Source organism: Burkholderia sp. Ac-20344, assembly GCF_017104975.1.
Classification (GTDB): domain Bacteria; phylum Pseudomonadota; class Gammaproteobacteria; order Burkholderiales; family Burkholderiaceae; genus Burkholderia.
The window spans coordinates 19,983-45,112 of record NZ_JAAGPP010000026.1 but is presented as its reverse complement, the minus strand read 5'-3'; the positions used below and the strand labels follow the sequence as shown (position 1 = coordinate 45,112).

Genomic DNA, 25,130 nt, shown 5'->3' with positions numbered 1-25,130 from the left:
GGCTGACATGCGGACATGCGGGAATCGGTTTCGCTCGGCGCGCGGACCTTTGCGCGCCGAGCGTGCGTGGTATGTCAGGCTGCGTGCGCCGACATCAGGTTGAGCGCCACCGCCTGCGCGACTTCGATCCCGTCGATGGCTGCAGAATAGATGCCACCCGCATACCCCGCACCTTCACCCGCCGGATACAGGCCGTCGACGTTCATGCTCTGGAAGTCGTCCTTGCGTCGAATCCGGATCGGTGACGAAGTGCGGGTCTCGACACCGGTGAGCACCGCATCGTGCATCGCGAAGCCGGCGATCTTCTTGTCGATCTGGGGCAGGGCTTCACGGATCGCTTCGATCACGTAGTCCGGCAGCGCGGTGCTCAGATCGGTCGGGTTCACGCCCGGCTTGTACGACGGCTCCACGGAGCCCAGCGACGTCGACGGCCGACCTGCGATGAAATCGCCGACCAGTTGGCCCGGTGCGCGGTAGTCGCCGCCGCCGAGTTCGAACGCGCGCTCTTCCCATTTGCGCTGGAACGCGATGCCCGCCAGCGGGCCGCCGGGATAGTCGTCCGGCGTGATGCCGACGACGATGCCCGCATTCGCGTTGCGCTCGGCCCGCGAATACTGGCTCATGCCGTTGGTGACCACGCGACCCGGCTCGGAGGTTGCCGCGACCACCGTGCCGCCGGGGCACATGCAGAAGCTGTAGACGGCCCGGCCATTGCTGCAGTGGTGGACCACCTTGTAATCGGCCGCACCGAGCTGCTTGTGGCCTGCGAACTTGCCGAAGCGGCTGCGATCGATCAGCCCCTGCGGATGTTCGATGCGAAAGCCCAGCGAGAACGGTTTGGCTTCGATATAGACGCCGCGATCGTGCAGCATCTGGAAGGTGTCGCGCGCGCTGTGACCCACGGCCAGCACCACATGGTCGCACCGCAGCGTTTCCCCGTTCGAGAGCTTCAGCGAGCGCACCTTGCCCTGATCGATCTCGATGTCGTCGACCCGCGTTTCGAAACGCACTTCACCGCCCAGTTCATGGATCGACGCACGCATCTTTTCCACCATGCTGACGAGGCGGAACGTGCCGATGTGCGGCCGGCTCAGGTACAGGATGTCTTCCGGTGCGCCTGCCTTGACGAATTCGTCCAGCACCTTGCGGCCGTAATGGTTGGGATCCTTGATCTGGCTGTACAGCTTGCCGTCGGAAAACGTCCCGGCTCCGCCTTCGCCGAACTGCACGTTGGACTCGGGGTTGAGCACGCTTTTCCGCCACAGGCCGAAGGTGTCCTTGGTGCGCTCGCGCACGGCCTTGCCGCGCTCGAGGATGATGGGGCGGAAACCCATCTGCGCGAGGATCAGCCCCGCGAACAGGCCGCACGGTCCCATGCCGATCACGACCGGGCGCAGGAAATTGCCGTGCTCGGGCGCCTTCGTGACGAAGTGGTACGCCATGTCGGGCGTCACGCCGCAATGCGGCTTGCCGGCGAGGCGCTCGATCGCGGCCGCTTCGTCCGTGACTTCGACATCGACGATATACGTGAGCTTGATGTCGGCGCGCTTGCGCGCATCGTGCGCACGGCGGAACACGGTGTAACGGAGGAGCCCGTCTGCATCCACGCCCAGCTCCGCGAGGCGCGCGCGAATCGCGGCCTCGAGCGCGCTTTCGGGGTGGTCGAGGGGGAGTTTAATTTCGCTTAGCCGTAACATGGGGACTCGGATGCGATTGCCACGGCGTCGTGGCGGTGTTGATACGGGCGGGGGCCGGCAGGCCGGCGGTGTTGTCCGCCGTGCGAGGATGCCGGACGCAAACCATTCATTGTCATTGCGGGACAGGCGGTGCAAGCGGCAGTACGCCGACCGGCCCGAACAACTCAAGCAACTTCAGGATAGGCGCACGACGCGACCCTGGTGCGGGAAGATTGTCCCGCCTCCCGGGGACCGGGAGGCGAACGGCGCGCCGTCATGACGATGCTCGCGAGCGGTGTGCGCGAAAGCCGCGCCATGCAGGCGCGGCTGGGGCTTACTCCGTCGCCGGATGCACGCGGGTGTAGCCCTTCAGGATCGGGATCATCTGCGCGTAGATCTTCGGGTTCGCAGCGACGATTTCATGGCGATGCAGGAAATCGGCGTCGCCCGTGTAGTTGCCGACGAGGCCGCCGGCTTCGGTGATCAGCAGGCTGCCTGCGGCCATGTCCCACACGTTGATGCCTTGCTCGAAGAACGCGTCGAGGCGGCCGGCCGCGACGTTCGCGAGATCGAGTGCCGCCGCGCCCGGACGGCGCAGGCCCGTGCAGGCTTGCGTCATTTCGGTGAAGAGGCGCGCGTAGGCATCGAGGCCGTCCTTTTCGCGGAACGGGAAGCCCGTGCCGACCAGTGCGTCCGACAGGCGGTCGCGGCGGCCGACGCGGATGCGGCGGTCGTTCAGGTACGCGCCGCGGCCGCGGGTGGCCGTGAACAGGTCGTTCTTGTTCGGATCGTAGACGACAGCCTGCGTGACGACGCCCTTGTGCTCGAGCGCGATCGACACGCAGTAGTACGGGAAGCCGTGGATGAAGTTGGTCGTGCCGTCGAGCGGATCGATGATCCACTTGAATTCGGATTCGTTCTCCGATTCGCCCGATTCTTCCGCGAGGATCGCGTGGTCGGGGTAGGCGGTCTTCAGCGTCTCGATGATCGCGTCTTCGGCGGCCTTGTCCACTTCGGTGACGAAGTCATTCTGCTGCTTCTTGCGGATCTCGATCAGGTCGAGATCGAGGGACGCGCGATTAATGATCTGTCCGGCGCGGCGCGCAGCCTTGACAGCAATGTTGAGCATGGGATGCATGAGCCTGGATCCTGTAGCCGGCGGCACGGGCCGCCACGAAGTGGAACAACCGCCCGGCACGGCGCAAGCGTGGCAGGCGAGGTGAGACGCAAATTGACAAAGAACGGGGTACGACCCGCGCCGCACGGAGTGCGACGCGTAAAGGCATGATTTTACCCGATTTTTGGCGGTTTCAGGCGACCGGAATACGGGGAAACCCCCACTATCCGTCCGGACGAGTGGGTTTGCCGCGGCGATGGCGATACCATACTGCCATTCTGATGAACCGAGTCGTATCGTAGTGGAAACCCCGCAGATCACCGCCGCGCCGTCCGAGCCGGGCGCGGCATCGTCCCAGCAGCCGTCCGGCGGCTTCACGTCCACCCGTTTCGTGCTCGTCGAGCCAAGCCATCCCGGCAATGTCGGGGCGGCCGCCCGCGCGCTGAAGACGATGGGTTTCTCGCGTCTCGTGCTGGTCGCGCCGCGCGTACCGCACGTCCAGAGCGATCCCGAGGCGATCGCGATGGCCAGCGGCGCGGACGACGTCCTCGCGTCCGCGCATGTCGTGCCGACGCTTGGCGACGCGCTGTCCGGCGTTCACTGGTCGATCGCGCTGACTGCGCGCACGCGCGAATACGGGCCGCCGCGTCTCGCGCCGCGTGCGGCCGCCACGCAGGCGTGCGCGCAGGTCGGCGCGGGCGACATCGCGCTCGTGTTCGGCAACGAGCGCACGGGCCTCGCGAACGAGCACGTCGAGCAGTGCAGCGCGCTGGCGCACATCCCGGCAAACCCGGCCTACAGTTCGCTGAATCTCGCGCAGGCCGTGCAGGTGCTCGCGTACGAGTTGCGCGTCGCGTTTCTCGAGCAGGCGAGCGAGCCGTCGGCGCAACCGTCGGGCGAAGCCGGCACGCTTGCACAGAGCGACGAGATCGAGCGGATGTACGTGCACCTCGAGAACGCGCTGATCGCACTCGATTTCCTCGATCCGCGCAACCCGAAGAAGCTGATGCCGCGGCTGCGGCGCCTGTTCGCGCGCACGGGCCTCGAGCGCGAGGAGGTCAACATCCTGCGCGGTGTCGCGAAGCACATCCTGCTGAAATCGGGCAAGCCCGGCGGCGACGCGTAAGCAGCCGGCGCACCGGCTGCCGGATGTCTCGTCTCGGCGCATGGAGGCCGCCTCCCGGGCAGGCAGGGGTTGCGTCGGCTGCGGGAAGCGCCGGGCCGGACTGCTCCACCCGGTCGACCACCCGGCAAACTCTGCCGCAGCAAGCGTTCCGCCCGAATACCCGCGCCGGCGACGGGGTGAACGTGCGAGCGCGTGCGGCCGTGCACGACTCGCCCTACAATCGCCGGACGTCATAAGTAAATTACCCGGCGCGATAACGGCCGGTCATTGCCGGCGATGCGCGCCGGCCTTTTCCCAGACCACATCATGTTCACGAGACTGCGCGAAGACGTTGCAACGATTCGCGAGCGGGATCCCGCCGCTCGCAGTGCATGGGAAGTGCTGACCTGTTATCCGGGGCTGCATGCGCTCGTGTTGCATCGTTTCGCGCACGCATGCTGGCGCGCGAAGCGCTACTGGCTCGCGCGTTTCGCGTCGCAGGCCGGCCGGTTCCTGACGGGGATCGAAATCCACCCCGGCGCGACGATCGGCCGGCGCGTGTTCATCGATCACGGGATGGGTGTCGTGATCGGCGAGACGGCGATCGTCGGCGACGACTGCACGATCTATCAGGGCGTCACGCTGGGCGGCACGTCGCTCACGCGCGGCGCCAAGCGCCACCCGACGCTCGAGGCCGGCGTGATCGTCGGCGCGGGCGCGAAGGTGCTCGGCGGTTTCACGGTCGGTGCGGGTGCGAAGATCGGTTCGAATGCGGTCGTCGTGAAACCGGTGCCGGCGGGCGGCACGGCGGTCGGCAATCCGGCGCGCATCGTGATGCCGGCACAGCCGAAGCCGCAGCCCGAACGCGCGGCGTTCTGCGCGTACGGGATCACGCCGAATGCCGACGATCCGATGTCGCTCGCGATTCACGGGCTGATCGATCACGCGGCGAAGGAAAGCCGTCGCGTCGACGAGATCGTCGCGGCGCTCGAACGGCTCGGCACGCATCTGGAAACGCTGCAGGGCGCCGACGCGGCGCGCCTCGATCTGCGCCGGCTGTCGGCCGTGCTGGAAGGCAAGTCGGTTGAACGCCAGGCGTAATGCGATGGATGCCCGCCGCTGCCGGTCGGCGCGACGGCAGTGCTGGCGTCAGTCGAGCGGCATCGCGTGGATGCCTTCCGCATCGACGCGCAGGTAGCCGCCGCGCGGCTTGCCGTGGTCGAGATCCCAGTCGGGCAACACCCAGCGGATGCCGCCCGGCTCGGCGTGGCTGGCGGGGCGGTGCGTGTGGCCGTGAATGATCACGCTCGCGCGGCTTTTCCGGAACAGCGCGGCCACCCCTTCACGCGTGACATCGTAAATCGCCGAAGCAGGGCGTATCCGGCCCGCTTCGCTGTTCGAACGCATGCGCTGCGCGAGCGCGCGGCGCCAGCGGAACGGCCAGGCGAGAAACAGCCATTGTGCGACGCGGTTGCGTGCGAAGCGGCGGAACAGCTGGTAGCCGCGGTCGGCCGTGCATTGCGCGTCGCCGTGCGCGAGCACGATGCGCTGGCCGAACGCCATGATCAGCGAAGGATCGGGCAGCAGCATCGCGCCGGCTGCCTTCATGAAGCGCCGGCCGAGCAGGAAATCGCGGTTGCCGTGCATCACGTAGAGCGCAATGCCGCGCTCCGAGAACGTGTGCATCAGCGCGGCCATGCGTGCCGCGAACGGATCGTCGTCGAGGATGTCGTCGCCGATCCAGTATTCGAACAGGTCGCCGAGGATGAACACCGAGTCGGCGCTGTCGGCGGTGTATTTCACGAAATGCTCGAACGCGGCGACCGTCTTCGGAATCGCTTCGCTCAGGTGCAGATCGGAGAGAAACAGGAACGGGCGTGCGGCTTGCGCGTATTCGCGCTCGCCCGGCACGCCCGCGGAGACGCTTCGCGGCGGACTCTCCTGCAACATCGAAGTGCCTCCGTAACTGCGCGTCAGACCACGACGGCCTTCTCGATCACGACGTCGTCAGTCGGCACGTCCTGGTGGAAGCCAGCGTTGCCCGTCTTGACGCCCTTGATCTTGTCGACCACGTCCTGGCCTTCGACGACCTTGCCGAACACGGCGTAGCCCCAGCCTTGCGGCGTCGGCGACGAGTGGTTCAGGAAGTCGTTGTCGTTCACGTTGATGAAGAACTGGGCGGTTGCCGAGTGCGGATCGTTCGTGCGCGCCATCGCGACCGTGTAATTGTCGTTCTTCAGGCCGTTGTTCGCCTCGTTGTCGATCGGCGCATCGGTCGGCTTCTGCTTCAGGCCCGGCTCGAAGCCGCCGCCCTGGATCATGAAGCCGTTGATCACGCGATGGAACACGGTGCCGTCGTAGTGGCCCTTCTTCACGTAGTTCAGGAAGTTCTCGACCGTCTTCGGTGCCTTCGCGGCGTCGAGCTCGAGCTTGATCACGCCGTGGTTCGTATGCAGTTCAACCATGATGAATTCCTTCGGTGAGGCGGTTTAAATGGCACGCGGCCGGTCGTGCGACGCGGCCGCGTGTGGCGCCGGACGTGCCGGCAGGTTCTTACTTCGAGACGATGCTGGCCGATTCGATCACGATCGGTTGCGCGGGCACGTCCTGCATCGGGCCGCGCGAGGTCGTCGCCACGCCTTCGATCTTCTTCACGACGTCGAGACCCGACACGACCTTGCCGAACACCGCATAGCCGTTGCCGTCCGGGTTCGGGTAGTCGAGGCCGTTGTTGTCGACCGTGTTGATGAAGAACTGCGCGGTGGCCGAGTTCGGATCGCTCGTGCGTGCCATCGCGATCGTGCCCGTCAGGTTCTTCAGACCATTGCGGCTTTCCAGCGGGATCGGCGCGCGGGTCGGCTTCTCCTCGAAGTTGGTCTTGTAGCCGCCGCCCTGGATCATGAAGCCCTTGATCACGCGATGGAAGATCGTGCCGTTGTACTGGCCGGCCTTCACGTAATCGAGGAAGTTGGCGACGGACTTCGGCGCCTTCTCCGGGTAGAGCTCGACGCGGATGTCGCCCTGCGAGGTCTTCAGCTGCACGACGGGGTGCGCGGTAGCCGATTGTGCGAACGCAGGTGCGGTCGCGGTCGCGAGAAGGGCGGCGCCGCCAAGCGCCAGCAACAGACGTTTCATTGCGATCCTCAGGTTGGGAGGGAAAGAAGGCCGCGCCGCTTATTGCGACGGCGCGACGTACGGCGCCGCCAGTGCGCCCGACGGACCGCTGAACTGGAACGTCGGCGACATCGGCAGCGTGGTGGTGCTCACGTTCGCGGCTGCGCGGTCGGTATAGTCGCGCGTGGCCGGTGCGACCGCGCGGGCGTTCGGCGCAGCCTTCGGCGGCGACACGATCTTCTGGAGATCGGCGAGGCGCTGCGCGGTCGCGCCGCTCGTGCGGCCGAGCGATTGCGCACGCTTGTACGACTCGGCCGCGAGGCGCAGGTAAAGATCGCCGAGGTTTTCGTACGCGAGCGAGTAGCTCGGGTTCGATTGCGTCGCCGTGACGAGCGCGGTGCGCGCTTCGTCGTAACGGCCATGCTTCGCGTATAGCGCCGCAAGGTTGTTGTACGGCTCGGGCAGCTCGGGGTAGGCCTGCGTGATCGCGACGAACTGCTGGATCGCGTCGTCATCGCGGTTCAGGCGGGCCAGCACGGTGCCGCGCTTGAACTGCGCCTGCACGTCGCGCGGGTTCGACGCGATGCGCGCGTCGAGCTGCGCGAGCGCCTGCTTCCACTGCTTGCCGGCGATCGACGCGTCGATTTCGGGCGTGCCGTCGGCGGTGGCCGGGGCCTTCTGCGCATGCGCCGCGGGGACCGCGAAAAGCGTCAGCGCGACGCCCATGACGGTGGTCGCAACGAGGGTCGCAGCGCTCTGCGCGCGGCCGCGATGAGGTTTCATAGGCGTAAATCGGAATGTTATACTCCGAGCCATTCTAACAAAACGTCTGCGCGTTCCGGCGAGCGGCAGACAGTCTTTCTTAGCCTCTCGTGGCCGTCACCGCTGTGCTTGCAGCCTGACCGCCCCATGTGATATCGAGGACGCTCGGCCTGGTGCCGCAGCAGATGGTCCGTCCGTTTCGCATGCTGGGCGAGCTTCGCCAGGGCGGTTTCCTTCGGCTCACGGTTCATCTCTATGGAATCACTGCGCATCTACAACACGCTCGCGCGTGACAAGCAAGTCTTCGTGCCGCGCCAGACCGGCGAAGTGCGGATGTACGTATGCGGAATCACCGTATACGACTATTGTCACGTGGGCCACGCGCGCATGCTGGTCGTGTTCGACCTCGTCCAGCGCTGGTTGCGTGCGATCGGTTACCGGGTCACGTATGTGCGCAACATCACCGACATCGACGACAAGATCATCCGCCGTGCGGTCGAGAATGGCGAGACGATCAAGTCGCTGACCGACCGGTTCATCGGTGCGATGCACGACGACGAAAGCGCGCTCGGCATCCAGCGGCCCGACATCGAGCCGCGCGCGACGCAATTCATTCCGCAGATGCTCGGCATGATCGAGGCGCTCGAGACGAACGGCTACGCGTACCAGGCGACCGACGGCGACGTCAATTACTCGGTGCGCAAGTTCGCGAACTACGGAAAGCTGTCGGGCAAGTCGCTTGACGATCTGCGCGCGGGCGAGCGCGTCGCCGCGAACGACGCGAAGGAAGATCCGCTCGATTTCGTGCTGTGGAAGCGCGCGAAGCCGGAGGATCCGGAGGGCGCGTCGTGGGCGTCGAAGTACGGGATGGGGCGCCCGGGCTGGCACATCGAGTGCTCGGCGATGGGCTGCACGCTGCTCGGCGAGCATTTCGACATCCATGGCGGCGGGCAGGACCTGCAATTCCCGCACCACGAGAACGAAATCGCGCAGAGCGAAGGCGCGACCGGCCAGACGTTCGTCAATTACTGGCTGCACAACGGCTTCGTGCAGGTCGACAACGAGAAGATGTCGAAATCGCTCGGCAACTTCTTCACGATCCGCGAAGTGCTCGAGCGCTACGACGCGGAAGTCATGCGCTTCTTCATCGTGCGCACGCACTACCGGTCGCCGCTCAATTACAGCGACGTGCATCTCGACGATGCGCGTGCGTCGCTCACGCGTCTCTACACCGCGCTGAAGGATGTCGAGGCCGACACGCTCGCGCTCGACTGGGACGAGCCGCATGCGCAGCGTTTCGCGGCCGCGATGAACGACGACTTCAACACGCCGGTCGCGGTGGCGACGCTGTTCGAGCTGGCGGGTGAGGTGAACCGCACGGGCGACGCGTCGCTCGCGCGGCAACTGAGACAGCTGGCGGGCCTGCTCGGCCTGCTGGGCCGCGAACCGCGCGCGTTCCTGCAGCAGGCGTCCGGCGCCGCGCAGGCGGGCGGGCTTGCCGCCGACGAGATCGAAGCGAAGATCGCCGCGCGTGTCGCGGCGAAGCAAGCGAAGGACTATGCCGAAGCGGACCGGATCCGGGCGGAACTGCTCGAGATCGGTGTCGCACTTGAAGACAAACCGGGCGGATCGACCGAATGGCGTCGCGTATGAGCGCCGTGCGTTCCACTGACCGATCCGTCAGGTAGGAGGCAAGATGGCAACGGCCAGAAAAGCGCCGGTCAGGCGCGCGACCCCGGTCGCCGCGCGTCCGGCAGCCAAGCGCGTGCCGGCGAAGACGGACGCGACGCGCGCCGTGCCGAACGGCGCGCTCAACGGTCATGCGCAGCCGGCGGCCGCGCTGCCGGCCGCCGACGCGGCCCGCAAGATCCGAGCGTCCGAAGCGGACGGCGAGGAGGTCGTCGTGCGTCCTGCATACTGGGACAAGGCATGCGCCGACCTCGTCAAGCGCGACCGGATCCTGAAGAAACTGATTCCAAAGTTCGGTCCCGCGCATCTCGTGAAGCGCGGCGACCCGTTCGTCACGCTCGCGCGCTCGGTTGTCGGCCAGCAGATTTCGGTGCCGTCCGCGCAGTCGCTGTGGGCGCGCATCGGGGATGCCTGTCCGAAACTCGCACCGCAGCCGGTGATCCGGCTCGGCGCGGACAAGCTGATCGCGTGCGGGCTGTCGAAGCGCAAGACGGAATACATCCTCGATCTCGCGCAGCATTTCGTGTCGGGCGCGCTGCACGTCGACAAATGGACGTCGATGGACGACGAGGACGTGATCGCGGAACTCACGCAGATCCGCGGCATCAGCCGCTGGACGGCCGAGATGTTCCTGATCTTCAACCTGTCGCGGCCGGATGTCCTGCCGCTCGACGACCCGGGCCTGATCCGCGCGATCAGCGTCAATTACTTCAGCGGGGAACCCGTCACGCGCAGCGAGGCGCGCGAGGTCGCGGCCAACTGGGAACCGTGGCGCACCGTCGCGACCTGGTACATGTGGCGCAGCCTCGATGCGCCCGACGCCGACGCCTGAGCGGCGGCTATCGGGTTTTAAACATCAATAGTTGAGAGTCGGTTTTGAGCGTCGCCCGCGCGGGTAGAATACGCGCTGCCGCAAGACCCAAGGATTCGAACACATGAAGACCACGTTTCTGGATTTCGAACAGCCGATCGCCGAACTCGAGGCCAAGATCGAAGAGCTGCGATTCGTGCAGGACGACTCGGCTGTCGACATTTCGGAAGAAATCGAGCGGCTGTCGAAGAAGAGCCAGCAACTGACGAAAGACCTCTACGCGAACCTGTCGCCGTGGCAGGTTTCGCAGATCGCGCGGCATCCGCAGCGTCCGTACACGCTCGATTACGTTGCGGAACTGTTTACCGATTTTCACGAGCTGCATGGCGACCGCGCCTTTGCGGACGATCTGTCGATCGTCGGCGGCCTCGCGCGCTTCGGCGGCCATCCGTGCATGGTGATCGGTCACCAGAAGGGCCGTGATACCAAGGAGCGCGCCGCGCGCAACTTCGGGATGCCGCGTCCGGAAGGCTATCGCAAGGCCGAACGCCTGATGCGTCTTGCCGAGAAGTTCGGGCTGCCGATCTTCACGTTCGTCGATACGCCGGGCGCGTATCCGGGCATCGGCGCGGAAGAGCGCGGCCAGTCGGAGGCGATCGGCCGCAACCTGTACGTGATGGCCGAACTGAAGACGCCGATCATCACGACGGTGATCGGCGAGGGCGGTTCGGGCGGCGCGCTCGCGATCGCGGTGGCCGACACCGTGATGATGCTGCAATTCTCGACCTACTCGGTGATCTCGCCGGAAGGCTGCGCGTCGATCCTGTGGAAGAGCGCCGCGAAGGCGCCCGAAGCAGCGGAAGCGCTGGGCCTGACTGCGCACCGCCTGAAGGCGCTTGGCCTGATCGACAAGATTATCAACGAGCCGCTCGGCGGCGCGCATCGCGATCCGAAGGGCATGGCTGCGCTGCTGCGCCGTGCGCTGGCCGATTCGCTGCGCCAGTTCCAGGGCATGAGCATCGATGCGCTGCGCGAGCGCCGCTTCGAGCGCCTGATGGCCTACGGCAAGTTCAAGGAAACCACGCCGGGCGCATGACCGGCTGTGTCTTCCATTCGCGCGCCGCTGCGCGCGTGTTCCTCCCGTGATCCCGCCAACCGAATTCTCCGCCGACCGCGTCGTTCTCGACGCGGTCGGCGTTGCGCTTTTCGGCCTGCCGCCCGATGCACGCATCGCGGTCGCATACAGCGGCGGCCTCGACTCGACGGTGCTGCTCGACGCGGCCGTGCGTGTCGCGGGTGCGTCGCGCTGCATCGCGCTGCACGTGCATCACGGGCTGAGTGCGAACGCCGACGCGTGGGTCGCACATGCCGAAGCGGAAGCGGCTCGGCTCGGCGTGGCGTTCGAGTCGATGCGCGTCGACGTGCCGCGCGACAGCGGGCTCGGTGTCGAAGCGACGGCGCGCGAGCGGCGCTATGCAGCGCTCGACGCGATGTGCGAACGCCACGGCGCGGCCGCGCTGTGGCTCGCGCAGCATGCGGACGACCAGGCCGAGACCGTGTTGCTGCAGTTGTTGCGTGGCGCGGGGATCGCGGGGCTTGCCGCGATGGCACCGCGTTACCGCCCCGACGGCGTGAGCGTCGAACGCGTACGCCCGCTGCTGCGACTGTTGCGTGCGCAACTCGAGCGCTATGCGGCTCAGCACGACCTGGCATGGATCGACGACGAATCGAACAGCGACACGCGCTACGCGCGCAATGCGCTGCGCATCGACGTGCTGCCGGCGCTGGCCGTGCATTTTCCGGGCTTTCGCGACGCGCTCGGTCGCGCGGCCCAGCATGCGGCTGCTGCACAGCGACTCCTCGACGACCTGGCCGAACTCGACTTCGCTGCTGCTGCGCGCGATGACGGGCATGCGTTGTCGCGCGATGCGCTGGTCGCGTTCGACGACACGCGCGGCGCGAACCTGCTGCGCTTCTGGATGCGCCGGCTCGGTTTGCCGGGTGCGTCGGCTGCCCGGCTCGCCAACATGATGCGGCAGCTGCGTGCCACAAATGTCGCCCATGCGTTGCGCGTCGATCATGCGGGGCAATGCCTGCGGCTCTATCGCGATGTCGTCTACTGGGAAGCGGGCGACAGCAGCGAACCGGCCGATGACGGCACCGGGACGCCGCATCCGGAATCGGTGCTCGCGTGGGACGGGCAGGAAGTCTGGCACCTGCCGGGTTGGCGCGGCACGTTCGTGTTCGCGCCGGCCGACGCGGGAAGTGCCGACGCGGTGCCGGAGGCGCTGCTGCGCGGCGTGTGGCTGGCGGCGCGCGCCCGTGCGGGCGGCGAGCGGATGCGTACGTCGCCGGGCGGCCCTGGCCGCACGCTGAAGAACCTGTTCCAGGAGCGCGGCGTGCCCGCCTGGCAGCGCGACGTGCCGCTGCTGTTCGCCGGCGACTTGCTGATCTACGTGCCGCGCCTTGGCGTGAACTGCGACGCCGGCTTGTCCGGTGACGGCGCGTGGCGCCGGATCGAGTGGCGTCCAGACCTGCTGATCGCATGACGGCGGCAGGCCGCCGGCGGTGCGATGGCGCGCGCATTTTCACCATTTGGTAAACAGCGCCGGAACGGCCCCGAACACGGCGAGCGGCTTGTCAAGCGGGCCTCTATCGGGTACGCTCGGTCGTTTGCTCGGCTCGATTTTTGAGCGATTTGTGCAGGTTTTCCGCGTGACGTACCCGGTTTGCGCGGCCTGATCGGCCTTCCGGGCAAAATCCGTCACGCTTGCGTGTTGCGTCCCAGCCGTCCCTCTCGTCGTCCGTCCACAGCCACAAGCCGCGTGACCGAACGGCTACGCGGCCTGCCCAGCGCGCCCGTGCGGTTTCTCCTCCAGTTCAGAACGACAATGGCACTCATCGTACACAAATACGGCGGCACTTCGATGGGCTCGGTCGAGCGCATCAAGAACGTCGCGAAACGCGTCGCAAAATGGCATAAGGCCGGGCACCAGTTGGTGGTCGTGCCTTCGGCGATGTCCGGCGAAACCAACCGTCTGCTCGGTCTCGCGAAAGAGATTTCGAGCCAGCCGAGCCCGCGCGAGCTCGACATGATCGCGTCGACCGGCGAGCAGGTCAGCGTCGGCCTGCTGTCGATCGCGCTGCAGGAAATCGGCGTCGAGGCCGTGAGCTACGCGGGCTGGCAAGTGCCGATCAAGACCGACAGCGCGTTCACGAAAGCGCGCATTCACTCGATCGACGACGAGCGCGTGAAGGCCGATCTGAATGCAGGCAAGGTGGTGATCATCACGGGCTTCCAGGGCGTCGATCCGGACGGTCACATCACGACGCTGGGCCGTGGCGGCTCGGATACGTCGGCGGTGGCGGTCGCGGCTGCGCTGGATGCCGAAGAGTGCCTGATTTATACGGACGTCGACGGCGTCTACACGACCGATCCGCGCGTCGTCGAAGAGGCGCGGCGCCTCGATCGCGTGACGTTCGAGGAAATGCTGGAAATGGCCAGCCTCGGCTCGAAGGTCCTGCAGATCCGCTCGGTCGAATTCGCCGGCAAATACCAGGTGAAGACGCGCGTGCTGTCGAGCCTGACCGATCCGCTGATTGCGCTCGACGAAGAAATGCGCTCGGGCACCCTGATTACTTTTGAAGAAGACGAGACCATGGAAAAGGCAGTCATTTCCGGCATCGCGTTCCAGCGCGACGAAGCACGCATTGCTGTGATGGGCGTGCCCGACAAGCCTGGCATCGCGTATCAGATCCTCGGCCCGGTCGCGGATGCGAACGTCGACGTCGACATGATCATCCAGAACCAGAGCGTTCAGGGCAAAACCGACTTCACGTTCACGGTCGGCCGTGGCGACTACCAGAAGGCGATGGACATCCTCACCAACCAGGTGAAGGGCCATGTGAACGCCGAGCAGGTGCAGGGCGACCCGAAGGTGTCGAAGGTGTCGGTCGTCGGCGTCGGCATGCGTTCGCACGTGGGCGTCGCGAGCAAGATGTTCCGCACGCTGTCGGAAGAGGGCATCAACATCCAGATGATCTCGACGTCCGAAATCAAGATTTCGGTGCTGATCGACGAGAAATACATGGAGCTGGCCGTCCGCGCGCTGCACAAGGCATTCGAACTCGACCAGGCATCGTGAATTTTCCGTGATGCATTGAAGAAAATGCATCACGGAAATTGACGCACGGTTCGAAACCCTATATTATTTCGTTCTCGTCGCACTGCCTCCCTGGTGCGAGCGAAAGTTTGGGAGACGTGGCCGAGAGGTCGAAGGCACTCCCCTGCTAAGGGAGCATCTGGGCCAAAACCTGGATCGAGGGTTCGAATCCCTCCGTCTCCGCCAAAAGCGGTGACAAAGCCCCGTAAGTTCTCGGACTTGCGGGGCTTTTTCTTTTTCCGGCCCGACACGCGATGCGGCTGGATCCCGTCTGCGGATTCGGGCGGGGTCGGCAGTGATCCAATCGGTGCCCGGCTCAAGCGGCAACGATATGCGACATCAAGGTGATGCGCCTGGCCCGCCCGCATTCCGTTCTGACCATCCTCTCTTATCGTCCAGTCAACGGACTGGTCGACACCCACACGCGTTACGCATGTCTGCACGGTGATCGACAAACGACGGTCGACGGCATGCACGTGGATGGCGAGCGCCAGCAAATCCTGCACAACTGTCGCGCGATCATCACGCAGCTCGTCACGATGGAGCAGGGCAGCATTGCTGCTCGCGCTCGACCCGTTCTCTGTCGAGCGACCTGCACGCGCTGCGGGATGTCGCAGCATGGCTGCAATGCGATCGTCGTGACGCCCGCATCGAAGTCGGCGCTGCCCGCCGCAAGCGGCATGATCGATGCGCGCCACATCGTCGACGCGATGACGCTCGCGTCGTCGCCGGTCCGTGCCATGCGTGACATCTGCTTCGTCCATTTTCCCGCGCGACACGACCACCATCGCGCGATGACGATGCGCCTATGAGGTTGCCTGAGTCATCGGCGATCGCGGTCGGAAACATAAGGCGCGGGTAGGGCGACCATGCGCTCGACCTGCATCGAGCAAGGCGAAGTGAAATAAAAATGAAAGTTTGATTGTAAGGATCGAGCGTTCCACGTTTGCCGTCCTGACGCGCGTCAATCGACATGTTCCGACCCTCCGGAATAGTGCGTCGACGTCAAAAATGCGGCACTGCGTTGATTTTCACAATCGACCTCATCAAGCAATACAAAAAATTACTCATAAAAATCAATGGCATAGGCTGACACTTAAAATCAATACTCTGCTGCGCTGCAGAAAATAAACAATCGCCTTATGCTGGTTAACCCGATCGCGTTTGAGCGGCGTCAAGTTTTCCGGTGATGCCGCTTTACATTTTGCCAACACTGGCGATTCACGAAATCTATCTGTCGATTTGATTTCGTTCCTTTCGTCTCGCCTGTCCCCGATGCAGCGCGCGACTTCATCAAGGCCTCGTTGACATGCATGATTTCCCCTTCCTGAGCCTGGCCATCTGGGCTCCGATCCTGTTCGGCGCGGGGCTGCTTCGCGCCGGTTCCGACCACCATCCACGTCGAACGCGGCTGATCGCGCTTGCCGGCGCGCTGGTGGGGCTTGCGGCTGTCGTTCCGCTGGTCGCCGGCTTCGATGCGCACTCGGCTGCGATGCAGTTCGTCGAAAGCCGCAACTGGCTGGCGGCATTCAATTCCGGCTGGCGGGTCGGCATCGACGGCGCGTCGCTATGGCTCGTCGTGCTGACCGCGTTCACGACGCTCGTGGTGGTGGTGGCGTCGTGGGAGTCGGTCACGGTGCGCGTCGCGCAGTACTACGCGTCGTTCCTGATCCTGTCGGGGCTGATGGTCGGCGTGTTCGTCGCACAGGACGGGCTGCTGTTCTTCATCTTCTTCGAGGCGACGCTGATTCCGCTGTACCTGCTGATCGGCACGTGGGGGCGCGAGCGTCGCGTGTACGCGGCCGTGAAGTTCTTCTTCATCTCGTTCGCGGGCTCGCTGTTGCTGCTGATGGCGATGCTGTACCTGTACGCGCAGTCGCATACGTTCGACATGGCCGTATGGCGCACGCTGCAGCTCGGCTTCGCCCCGCAGTTGCTGGTGTTCCTCGGCTTCTTCGCCGCATTCGCGGTCAAGGTGCCGATGTGGCCGGTCCACACGTGGCTGAGCGACGTCTACACCGACGGCCCGACCGGCGCCGCGCTGATGCTCGCGATGCTCAAGCTCGGCGGCTACGGGTTCCTGCGCTTCGCGCTGCCGGTCACGCCCGATGCGAGCCATTTCTTCGCGCCGGCCGTGATCGCGCTGTCGCTGTTCGCGATCGTCTATGCGAGCCTGATCGCGCTCGCGCAGACCGATCTCGGCAAGCTGCTCGCGTATTCGACGGTCGCGCACATGGGGATCGTCACGCTCGGGCTGTTCCTGTTCAACCGGATCGGCGTCGAAGGCGCGATCGTGCAGCTCGTGTCGTATGGCTTCGTCGCGGGCGCGATGCTGTTGTGCGTGAACGTGCTCGTCGATCGCACGAAGCAGCGCGAGATCGCCGCATACGGCGGCGTCGCGGGCGTGATGCCGCGTTTTGCGACCTTCACGGTGCTGTTCGCGATGGCCAACGTCGGCCTGCCGGGTACGTCGGGGTTCGTCGGCGAGTTCATGGTCATCATGGGTGCGATCCGCTTCAACTTCTGGATCGGCGCCATCGCGGCGCTGACGCTGATCCTCAGCGCGTCGTACACGCTGTGGATGCTCAAGCGCGTCGTGTTCGGCAAGGTCGCGAGCCAGCGGATCGCGAAGCTCGCCGACCTGAACCGTCGCGAGATCGTGATGTTCGCGTCGCTCGCACTGGTCGTGCTGGCGGTCGGCATCGATCCGAAGCCGTTCACCGACGCGATCGATCCGACCGTCGGAAGGCTGATCGAAGACGCGAGCCATTCGAAGCTGCCGACCGGGGACGGCCCTGCGCAGCCGCAACAGTCGTACATGGCGTCGACGCGCGGCTGATCGAGGCCGGTCGTGCAAGCAGGGCGCATCGCACGACGGCGCAATAGTTGCACACACAACGATAGCGGTCCGGCGCTGGCAGTGCCGGGCCGGCTTCCGGCTGCGTGAAATTGCCCCGCGACAATGTGTCTCACTGCAGATTCTGCAATGATGATTTTCCGCATTAGCTGGTTTTTCATCCACTTGCGCGACGTATGATTCGGCCACTTTCGTGGATCGAATGCGCATCGGGCATACGCAAACGGATTCAATGACCCTCGGGCTGTGTGATGAAAAGAAAAGCTTCAAGAGGCGGGGCGGCGCTGATGTCGATCGGCGCGGCTTTGAGCCTGTCAGGCTGTAATTTAGATATACTAAATCCGAAAGGAAGCGTGGGCGCTGCCGAAAAGGCGCTGATCGCGACGTCCACCTGGGCGATGCTGATCGTCGTCGTGCCGGTGATCCTGCTTACGCTGTGGTTCGCGTGGCGTTACCGCGCGTCGAACCGCAACGCCACCTACGCACCGAACTGGTCGCACTCGACCGCGATCGAGGTCGTGATCTGGACGGTGCCGACGCTGATCATCCTGTTCCTCGCCGTGCTCACGTGGAAGACCACGCACGAGCTCGACCCGTACAAGCCGCTCGAGTCGTCGGTGAAGCCGATCGACGTCGAGGTCGTCGCACTCGACTGGAAGTGGCTGTTCATCTATCCGGAACTCGGCATCGCGTCGGTGAACCAGCTCGCGATTCCCGTCGGCACGCCGGTGAACTTCCGCATCACGTCGGATTCGGTGATGAACTCGTTCTTCATCCCGCAACTCGGCGGCCAGGTCTATGCGATGGCCGGCATGCAGACGCGCCTGCACCTGATCGCCGACGAGCCCGGCAATTACGCGGGCACGTCCGCCAACTTCAGCGGCCGCGGCTTCTCAGACATGAAGTTCCGCACGCTCGCCGAGCCGCGCGAACAGTTCGATGCGTGGGTGCAGAAGGTGAAGGCGTCGCCGGACCGGCTCGACGCGACCGTGTACGGCACCGTCGCGCAGCCGAGCGAGAAGGCGCCCGTGCGCTACTTCTCGTCGGTCGATCCGCGGCTCTTCCACAACATCATCGCGAAATACAACGATGGCCACGTCCTCGACCTGAAGGACGCCGCCTGCGGCACGAAGGGGTAACGCATGTTCGGCAAACTCACACTCTCGGCGATCCCGTTCGATCAGCCCATCATCATGGTGGCCGGCGCCTTCATGGGGCTGGTCGTGCTGGGCATTCTCGCCGCGCTGACGATCACCGGCCGGTGGAAGTGGCTGTGGACGGAATGGCTGACCACGGTCGACCACAAGAAACTCGGCGTGATGTACATCATCGTCGCGCTGATCATGCTGCTGCGCGGCTTCGCGGACGCGATCATGATGCGTATGCAGCTCGCGCTCGCGTACAACGCGCCCGGCTACCTGCCGCCGCACCACTATGACCAGATCTTCACGGCACACGGCGTGATCATGATCTTCTTCATGGCGATGGTGTTCATGGTCGGCCTGATGAACCTGATCGTGCCGCTGCAGATCGGCGCGCGCGACGTCGCATTTCCGTTCATCAACTCGCTCTCGTTCTGGATGACAGCCGTCAGCGCGATCCTGATCAACGTCTCGCTCGTGATCGGCGAATTCGCGCAGACGGGCTGGCTCGCGTATCCGCCGCTGTCGGAACTGCAGTTCAGTCCGGGGGTGGGGGTCGACTACTACCTGTGGGCGCTGCAGATCTCGGGCGTCGGCACGCTGCTGACCGGCGTGAACTTCTTCGTGACGATCATCAAGATGCGTGCGCCGGGCATGACGTTGATGAAGATGCCGGTGTTCACGTGGACCGCGCTCTGCACGAACGTGCTGATCATGGCGTCGTTCCCGATCCTGACCGCGACGCTCGCGCTGCTCGGCCTCGACCGTTACCTCGGCATGCACTTCTTCACGAACGAAGCCGGCGGCAACGCGATGCTGTACCTGAACCTGATCTGGGCGTGGGGCCACCCGGAGGTGTACATCCTGATCCTGCCGGCGTTCGGCATCTTCTCGGAAGTCATCGCGACGTTCGCGAAGAAGCCGCTGTTCGGCTACAAGACGATGGTGTATGCGACCTGCGCGATCATGGTGCTGTCGTTCCTCGTGTGGCTGCACCACTTCTTCACGATGGGCTCGGGTGCGAACGTGAACGCGTTCTTCGGCATCATGACGATGATCATCGCGATCCCGACCGGCGTGAAGGTGTTCAACTGGCTGTTCACGATGTACCGCGGCCGGATCGAATTCACGACGCCCGTGCTGTGGACGATCGGCTTCATGGTCACGTTCACGCTCGGCGGCATGACCGGCGTAATGATGGCGATCCCGGGCGCGGACTTCGTGCTGCACAACAGCCTGTTCCTGATCGCGCACTTCCACAACGTGATCATCGGCGGCGTGCTGTTCGGCTATCTCGCGGGCTTCAACTACTGGTTCCCGAAGGCGTTCGGCTTCAAGCTGAACGAGAAGCTCGGCAAGGCGGCGTTCTGGTTCTGGCAGGTCGGTTTCTACGTTGCGTTCGTGCCGCTCTACGTGCTCGGCTTCATGGGCATGACGCGCCGGATCAACCACTACGACAACCCGGCCTGGCATCCGTGGCTGCTGGTTGCCGCGTTCGGCGCCGTGCTGATCGCGATCGGCATTGCATGCCAGCTGCTGCAACTGGTGGTCAGCATCCGCAACCGCAACCTGCCCGAGTACCGCGACACGACGGGCGATCCGTGGGGCGGCCGCACGCTGGAATGGGCGACCTCGTCGCCGCCGGCCGACTACAACTTCGCGGTGACCCCGCAGGTGCGCACGCTCGACGCGTATGCGGACATGAAGGCACGCGGCGAAGGCCGGCCGAACCCGGCAGCGATTCGCGACATCCACATGCCGTCGAATACCTGCGCGGGCCTCGTGGTGGCGATTTTCAGCCTGGTGCTCGGCTTCGCGCTCGTGTGGCACATCTGGTGGATGGCGATCGGCGGGCTCGTCGGGATCGTCGCGACGCTCGTGATCTACAGCTCGCGCGATAACGACGGCTATTACATCCCCGCGTCGACGGTGCGGAAAATCGAAGACAAGCAGCCGACGAAGCGCGTGGGCGCGCGCGTCGACGACGTGGAACTGGAGGCCAACTGATGTTGCAGAAAACCTTGAGCGCAACCCTGCTCGAGCACGACGACCATCCGCCGTCGCATTCGGTGTTCGGGTTCTGGCTGTACCTGATGACCGACTGTGTGATCTTCGCAGCGCTGTTCGCGACGTTCGCGGTACTCGGCCAGCAGTATGCGGGCGGGCCGACCGCGAAAGACCTGTTCGACATCCCGGGCGTCGCGGTGGAAACCGCCGCGCTGTTGCTGTCGAGCATCACGTACGGTTTCGCGATGCTCGCCGCCTACAAGCAGCGGCGCGGCGCGCTGCTCGCGTGGCTCGCCGTGACGTTCGTGCTCGGCGCGGCGTTTCTCGTGATGGAACTGCGCGAGTTCTCGCACCTGATCGCGGAAGGCGCGGGCCCGCAGCGTAGCGCGTTCCTGTCGGCGTTCTTCACGCTGGTCGGCACGCACGGGCTGCACGTGACGGCCGGCCTGCTGTGGATGATCGTGCTCGCCGGGCAGATCGTGTTCCGCGGCGGCGACCTGACCGATCGCGACCTGCGACGCCTGACGTGCCTGAGCCTCTTCTGGCACTTCCTCGACATCGTGTGGATCTGCGTGTTTTCCTTTGTCTATCTCGCGAGCGTGATCTAAATGGCCCATTCGCATTCGTCTCAACTCGAAGAAGGGCACGGCAGTGTCGGCGGCTACGTCGCCGGTTTCATCCTGTCGGTGCTGCTCACGGCCGCGTCGTTCGGCCTCGTGATGGGCGGCGTGCTGTCGCCGCACGCGTCGCTGATCGCGCTTGCCGCGCTCGCGTTCGTGCAGATCGTCGTGCACCTCGTGTACTTCCTGCACATGAACGGTTCGTCGGGCCAGCGCTGGAACGTGATGGCGTTCAGCTACACGGTGCTGACCGCGGCGATCCTGATCGTCGGTACGCTGTGGGTGATGCACAACGTCAGCATGAACATGATGTCGCGCTGAGCGGCATCGCGGCGCATCGGTCGGTATCCCTGCGCTTTCATGCCAAGAAGGCGGCACGCGAGTGCCGCCTTTTGTTTTTCCCGGCCGCGTTGCGCCGGTCAGCGCGATCAGGGTCGTGTGCCCGCATCGGCCGTCAGCGCATGCGTGCAGTCCGCACGATATTCGGCGGCGAGCCGATGTTTCGCAGCGTCGAGATCGTCGGGGTAGTAGGGGCTCGCGCGCGCGGGTTCGTAGCCGACCTGTTCGAGTTCGGCCAGCTCGCGTACGAGGTCGGCATGCGTGACGTCATGGCCGGTATGGGCGAACGGATACGCGTTGCATTCCTGCGGTGTCAGGTGAGGTGCCGCGAACGCGGCGGTGCTGGCGCATGCGAGCAGCATGCAGGCGACAGTAGTCGACAGTTTCATCCGGTAGCTCCTGGTTGCGCGGCCCGATGCCGCATGACGTCAGCATAGGCGGCGCGCGCGACGGGGCGGGCGACGCACGGATGAAGCATTTTTCATGTAACGCCCGACGGCGATCGGGGCGTCTACGATAGTCGCGGGCGCATCGCGTGCGCCCGTCATGACGTTCATTGCGAGGGTAACCATGCGAGTACTGACGGTCGAGGACGATGCGGTGACCGCGAACGAAATCGTCGGCGAACTGACCGCGCGCGGGTTCGAGGTCGACTGGATCGACAACGGCCGCGAAGGCATGCTGCGCGCGATGAGCGCATCGTACGACGCGATCACGCTCGACCGGATGCTGCCGGGCGCGGACGGTCTCGCAATCCTGACCGCGATGCGTACGGTCGGCATCGATACACCGGTGCTGATGCTGAGCGCACTTGGCGATGTCGACGAGCGCATCCGCGGGCTGCGCGCGGGCGGCGACGATTACCTGACGAAGCCGTTCGATTCCGGCGAGCTGAGCGCCCGCATCGAGGTGCTGCTGCGTCGCCGGCAGGCGTCGGGCGTGTCGCAGCAGACGCTGTTGAAGGTCGGTGCGCTCGAGCTCGATCTCATTTCGCGCTGCGCACGCCGCGGCGGCGACGAGATTCCGCTGTTGCCGACCGAGTTCCGCGTGCTCGAATTCATGATGCGCAATGCGGGCCAGACGATCACGCGCACGATGCTGTTTGAAACCGTGTGGGGCTATCACTTCGATCCCGGCACCAACCTGATCGATGTCCATATGGGCCGGCTGCGCAAGAAGATCGATCCGCCCGGCGTGCCCCCGATGATCCAGACGGTGCGCGGCTCGGGCTACATGCTCGCGTGATGGAGGCAGGCATGGATGCATCTCGGGCGGCAAACTTCACGCGCCGCTGGCACACGACGACGTTTCGCTGGCTGTGCGCGTATGCGGCGATCTTCGCGGTTTCGCTGCTGCTGCTCGCGGGCGTGATCAGCGTGGCCGCGACGCACACGATGACACGCGACACCGACGAGGTGCTCGCGTGGCAACTGATCTATTTCGATTCGATTCCCGATGCCGAACTGCCGCTCGCGATCCACCGGCGGCTCGAGCACGAGCACATGCATACGAATTTCTACGGGCTGTTCGACGCGAACGGGCGCCGCGTGGCTGGCGACATTGCAACGCCGCCGCCCGCGCTGCGAACGGATCGCCACGGACGCACGCTGAATCGCACGCTTGTGCCGCTCGACGGCCAGCCTGCGCCGATCACGCAGGCGATGGCCGTGCACCGAGACAACGGGATGACGTTGGTCGTCGCGCGCGACCTGTCCCATTTCATCCAGATCCGCGATGTCGCGATCCGCGGGCTCGTGATCGGCGGCGTGATGATCCTGATTGCCGGCATCGCGGGGGGCAGCATGCTCGGCATGCGGCAGATGCGCCGTGTCGCTGCGATCCGGCGCGTCACGCGGCAGATTGCCGAGGGCGATCTCGGCAAGCGGCTGCCGGTTGGACGCTACGACGAACTCGACCTGCTCGCGCATCTCGTGAACCACATGCTCGACGAAGTCGAGCGGCTGATGGGCGAGGTGCGGCATACCTGCGACGGTATCGCGCACGATCTGCGCACGCCGCTCGCACGCGTGCACACGATACTCGCCCGGCTCGCGGAGCAACCGTTTTGCGCGGACGATCCCGCGGCGTCGGCCCTGCTCGCGTCGGCGCGCGACGAGACCGACCGGCTGCTCGAGCGCTTTCGCGCGATGCTGCGCATCTCGGCGATCGGCACGCTGAGCCGGCGCGGCGGCTTTGCCGCGGTCGACGTCGCGGGATTGCTGCGCGACGTTTGCGAGCTCTACGAACCGCTGGCTGAAGCCGTCGACGTGTCGTTCGAACTCGACGCGACACCGGTCGACCGCATTCATGGCGATCGCGCGTTGCTGTTCGAGGCGTTCAGCAATCTCGCGGACAACGCAATCAAGTTCACGCCGCCGGGCGGCCGCGTGCGCGTCGCGCTCCATGCGACACCGAGCGGGCCGCTCGTGCGGTTCGAAGACACCGGGCCCGGCATCCCGCCCGGCGAACGCGACGCGGTGCTCGAGCGCTTCTATCGTGGCGAGCGTACGCGCCATGTGAGCGGCTCGGGGCTTGGGCTGAGCATCGTCTCGGCGGTGATGCGCGTGCACGGCTTCACGCTGCGGATCGGCGATGCGCCACTGGCCGGTACGGCGATCACGGTCGAGTGCTGGCCGCGCTCGCTCGCATGACGGCGTCGGAGAACGGTCGATGCGCATTCTGCTGATTTCCCCGCCGAGCCCGGAGGCGGCCCGGCTCGACAAGGCATTTCGCGAGTGCACGCATGGCGTCGAGCGTGTCGACGGATGGCGCGACGGCTGCTTCGTGGCGGCCCAGGAGCGGTTCGATGCGATCGTGATCGTTGCGCCGGACCCGGCTGCCGGCCCGGTGATCCTCGATGCGCTGCCGCAATTCGCCGCATCGGCCGGCGGTGCGACAATTGCCGCGATCGTTGCCGGTGCGACACCCGCGCAGCGCGCACAGATGCTGCAGGCCGGTTGCGACGTGTGTCTTGCCCATCCATGTTCGTTCTTGGAACTGCACGAGCGGTTGCGCGCGCTGTGGTGCCGCACGGGCGCCATCGCGATGCGCGAGTCGGTCCGGCTCGACACGGCCACGCGCGCACTCGAGGAGCGTGGCCGGAGGCTGGCGCTCAGCACACGGGAGTTTCGTCTCGTCGAATGCCTGCTGCGCGAATCGGGGCGACCGGTCGGGCGCGATGCCGTGCTGCGCTATGCATGGGGCGATGCCGACGTCGAACCTGAGACGGTCAATGCGCTGGTCGCGCGGTTGCGGCGCAAGCTGGCTGCACACGCGTTTTCCGCGCGCATCGAGACGGTCGCGCGATTCGGGTTCAGGTTCGACGCGAACGGGTGACGATGCGGAATCGCGTCGCGTTTGCGGATGGTACGCATGCCGCGCGTCGCGCGGGATGTTCGGTTGCGTGCGGTCAGTGCGAATAGCGTTCGCGGTTGAGCTGCGCGAGCTGGCCGTCACGTTCGGCACGGACTTGCTGGCGAAATACCTGCGCGCGTGTCAGCAGCGTTGCCGGCTGCGCATTCCATGCCTGTTGTGACGACAACGGCGCGGGCGCGGTCGTGGTGAACGTCCGCTGCGCAGTCGCGGCGTCGTGCTGCGTTGTGCTGGCCCGGCCGGGCAGCGCGACACAGAGGGCGGGGAGGGCGGTGGCGAGCAGCAATGTCGTCATGGCGTGATTCTTGTCGAAGGTCGGCGACCGGTGTCGCGGGTGCGATGCTGCCCGAAACACG

The 25,130-nt window shown here is 65.4% G+C and carries 24 protein-coding genes and 1 tRNA gene; 17 read left to right on the top strand and 8 right to left on the bottom strand.

Going from position 1 to position 25,130, the window contains the following annotated elements; all coding sequences use genetic code 11:
- Positions 1-74: 74 nt before the first annotated feature.
- Complete coding sequence (locus G3N64_RS11675) at positions 75-1,697, bottom strand: NAD(P)/FAD-dependent oxidoreductase (RefSeq protein ID WP_205784091.1); 1,623 nt, start codon at positions 1,695-1,697, stop codon at positions 75-77.
- Positions 1,698-2,010: 313 nt separating this feature from the next.
- Entirely contained in the window at positions 2,011-2,814 is an 804-nt protein-coding gene (locus tag G3N64_RS11670) for an inositol monophosphatase family protein (protein ID WP_205784090.1), read from the bottom strand.
- Positions 2,815-3,094: 280 nt separating this feature from the next.
- Here G3N64_RS11670 and G3N64_RS11665 point away from each other — a divergent pair, with 280 nt between their 5' ends.
- Together G3N64_RS11665 and cysE are read left to right on the top strand one after the other, a co-directional pair.
- A complete protein-coding gene (locus tag G3N64_RS11665) occupies positions 3,095-3,919 on the top strand; it encodes an RNA methyltransferase (protein ID WP_205784089.1) in 825 nt (274 codons plus the stop codon).
- A 276-nt stretch (positions 3,920-4,195) separates the two neighbouring features.
- Positions 4,196-4,999 (top strand): serine O-acetyltransferase, encoded by an 804-nt coding sequence (gene cysE / locus G3N64_RS11660; protein WP_205784088.1) that lies wholly within the window; start codon positions 4,196-4,198, stop codon positions 4,997-4,999.
- A gap of 48 nt (positions 5,000-5,047) precedes the next feature.
- Here cysE and G3N64_RS11655 read toward each other — a convergent pair whose 3' ends face one another.
- The 4 genes from G3N64_RS11655 to G3N64_RS11640 form a co-directional block, all read right to left on the bottom strand.
- The gene (locus G3N64_RS11655) at positions 5,048-5,848 is read right to left on the bottom strand and encodes a UDP-2,3-diacylglucosamine diphosphatase (protein ID WP_205784087.1); all 801 of its coding nucleotides are present in this window, start codon (positions 5,846-5,848) and stop codon (positions 5,048-5,050) included.
- Positions 5,849-5,871: 23 nt separating this feature from the next.
- Positions 5,872-6,363 (bottom strand): peptidylprolyl isomerase, encoded by a 492-nt coding sequence (locus G3N64_RS11650; protein ID WP_006478428.1) that lies wholly within the window; start codon positions 6,361-6,363, stop codon positions 5,872-5,874.
- 88 nt (positions 6,364-6,451) lie between these two features.
- Complete coding sequence (locus G3N64_RS11645) at positions 6,452-7,033, bottom strand: peptidylprolyl isomerase (protein ID WP_205784086.1); 582 nt, start codon at positions 7,031-7,033, stop codon at positions 6,452-6,454.
- 39 nt (positions 7,034-7,072) lie between these two features.
- Positions 7,073-7,795 (bottom strand): tetratricopeptide repeat protein, encoded by a 723-nt coding sequence (locus G3N64_RS11640; protein WP_205784085.1) that lies wholly within the window; start codon positions 7,793-7,795, stop codon positions 7,073-7,075.
- 234 nt (positions 7,796-8,029) lie between these two features.
- Between G3N64_RS11640 and cysS the strand changes: the two genes are divergently transcribed.
- From cysS to cyoD, 12 genes are all read left to right on the top strand, one after another.
- Positions 8,030-9,427 carry a cysteine--tRNA ligase gene (cysS, locus tag G3N64_RS11635; RefSeq protein WP_205784084.1) on the top strand — a complete coding sequence of 466 codons (1,398 nt, stop codon included), beginning with the start codon at positions 8,030-8,032 and terminating at the stop codon, positions 9,425-9,427.
- Between the two features lie 43 nt (positions 9,428-9,470).
- The gene (locus G3N64_RS11630) at positions 9,471-10,295 is read left to right on the top strand and encodes a DNA-3-methyladenine glycosylase (RefSeq protein WP_205784083.1); all 825 of its coding nucleotides are present in this window, start codon (positions 9,471-9,473) and stop codon (positions 10,293-10,295) included.
- Between the two features lie 103 nt (positions 10,296-10,398).
- On the top strand, positions 10,399-11,370 hold the full coding sequence (locus G3N64_RS11625; RefSeq protein WP_006478433.1) for an acetyl-CoA carboxylase carboxyltransferase subunit alpha: 972 nt from the start codon (positions 10,399-10,401) through the stop codon (positions 11,368-11,370).
- Between the two features lie 46 nt (positions 11,371-11,416).
- On the top strand, positions 11,417-12,823 hold the full coding sequence (tilS, locus tag G3N64_RS11620) for a tRNA lysidine(34) synthetase TilS (protein ID WP_205784082.1): 1,407 nt from the start codon (positions 11,417-11,419) through the stop codon (positions 12,821-12,823).
- A gap of 342 nt (positions 12,824-13,165) precedes the next feature.
- Positions 13,166-14,419 carry an aspartate kinase gene (locus G3N64_RS11615; RefSeq protein WP_205784081.1) on the top strand — a complete coding sequence of 418 codons (1,254 nt, stop codon included), beginning with the start codon at positions 13,166-13,168 and terminating at the stop codon, positions 14,417-14,419.
- A 110-nt stretch (positions 14,420-14,529) separates the two neighbouring features.
- Positions 14,530-14,623 (top strand) — tRNA-Ser (locus G3N64_RS11610).
- A gap of 284 nt (positions 14,624-14,907) precedes the next feature.
- Positions 14,908-15,249: a hypothetical protein gene (locus tag G3N64_RS11605; protein ID WP_205784080.1), complete on the top strand. Its 342-nt coding sequence runs from the start codon at positions 14,908-14,910 to the stop codon at positions 15,247-15,249.
- A 497-nt stretch (positions 15,250-15,746) separates the two neighbouring features.
- Positions 15,747-17,276, top strand: coding sequence for an NADH-quinone oxidoreductase subunit M (locus G3N64_RS11600; protein WP_205784079.1), 1,530 nt, complete (start codon positions 15,747-15,749; stop codon positions 17,274-17,276).
- A gap of 269 nt (positions 17,277-17,545) precedes the next feature.
- Positions 17,546-18,433: a ubiquinol oxidase subunit II gene (gene cyoA / locus G3N64_RS11595; protein WP_205784078.1), complete on the top strand. Its 888-nt coding sequence runs from the start codon at positions 17,546-17,548 to the stop codon at positions 18,431-18,433.
- A 3-nt stretch (positions 18,434-18,436) separates the two neighbouring features.
- Positions 18,437-20,443, top strand: coding sequence for a cytochrome o ubiquinol oxidase subunit I (gene cyoB / locus G3N64_RS11590; protein ID WP_205784077.1), 2,007 nt, complete (start codon positions 18,437-18,439; stop codon positions 20,441-20,443).
- The gene (cyoC, locus tag G3N64_RS11585; protein ID WP_021162482.1) at positions 20,443-21,051 is read left to right on the top strand and encodes a cytochrome o ubiquinol oxidase subunit III; all 609 of its coding nucleotides are present in this window, start codon (positions 20,443-20,445) and stop codon (positions 21,049-21,051) included. Before cyoB ends, cyoC begins: the two co-directional genes overlap by 1 nt.
- Complete coding sequence (cyoD, locus tag G3N64_RS11580) at positions 21,052-21,384, top strand: cytochrome o ubiquinol oxidase subunit IV (protein WP_006759069.1); 333 nt, start codon at positions 21,052-21,054, stop codon at positions 21,382-21,384.
- A gap of 107 nt (positions 21,385-21,491) precedes the next feature.
- Here cyoD and G3N64_RS11575 read toward each other — a convergent pair whose 3' ends face one another.
- Positions 21,492-21,791, bottom strand: coding sequence for a DUF4148 domain-containing protein (locus G3N64_RS11575; protein ID WP_205784076.1), 300 nt, complete (start codon positions 21,789-21,791; stop codon positions 21,492-21,494).
- A 181-nt stretch (positions 21,792-21,972) separates the two neighbouring features.
- On the opposite strand from G3N64_RS11575, the gene G3N64_RS11570 reads away from it, so the two are divergent.
- Genes G3N64_RS11570 through G3N64_RS11560 form a run of 3 tightly spaced genes read left to right on the top strand, consistent with a single transcriptional unit; the run spans position 21,973 to position 24,738 of the window.
- Complete coding sequence (locus G3N64_RS11570) at positions 21,973-22,647, top strand: response regulator transcription factor (RefSeq protein WP_205784075.1); 675 nt, start codon at positions 21,973-21,975, stop codon at positions 22,645-22,647.
- A gap of 11 nt (positions 22,648-22,658) precedes the next feature.
- Positions 22,659-24,053, top strand: a complete 1,395-nt coding sequence (locus G3N64_RS11565; protein ID WP_205784074.1) for a HAMP domain-containing sensor histidine kinase — start codon at positions 22,659-22,661, stop codon at positions 24,051-24,053.
- A gap of 19 nt (positions 24,054-24,072) precedes the next feature.
- On the top strand, positions 24,073-24,738 hold the full coding sequence (locus G3N64_RS11560) for a winged helix-turn-helix domain-containing protein (protein WP_205784073.1): 666 nt from the start codon (positions 24,073-24,075) through the stop codon (positions 24,736-24,738).
- A 73-nt stretch (positions 24,739-24,811) separates the two neighbouring features.
- On the opposite strand, the gene G3N64_RS11555 is transcribed toward G3N64_RS11560, so the two are convergent.
- On the bottom strand, positions 24,812-25,069 hold the full coding sequence (locus G3N64_RS11555; RefSeq protein WP_205784072.1) for a DUF4148 domain-containing protein: 258 nt from the start codon (positions 25,067-25,069) through the stop codon (positions 24,812-24,814).
- Positions 25,070-25,130: the final 61 nt, after the last annotated feature.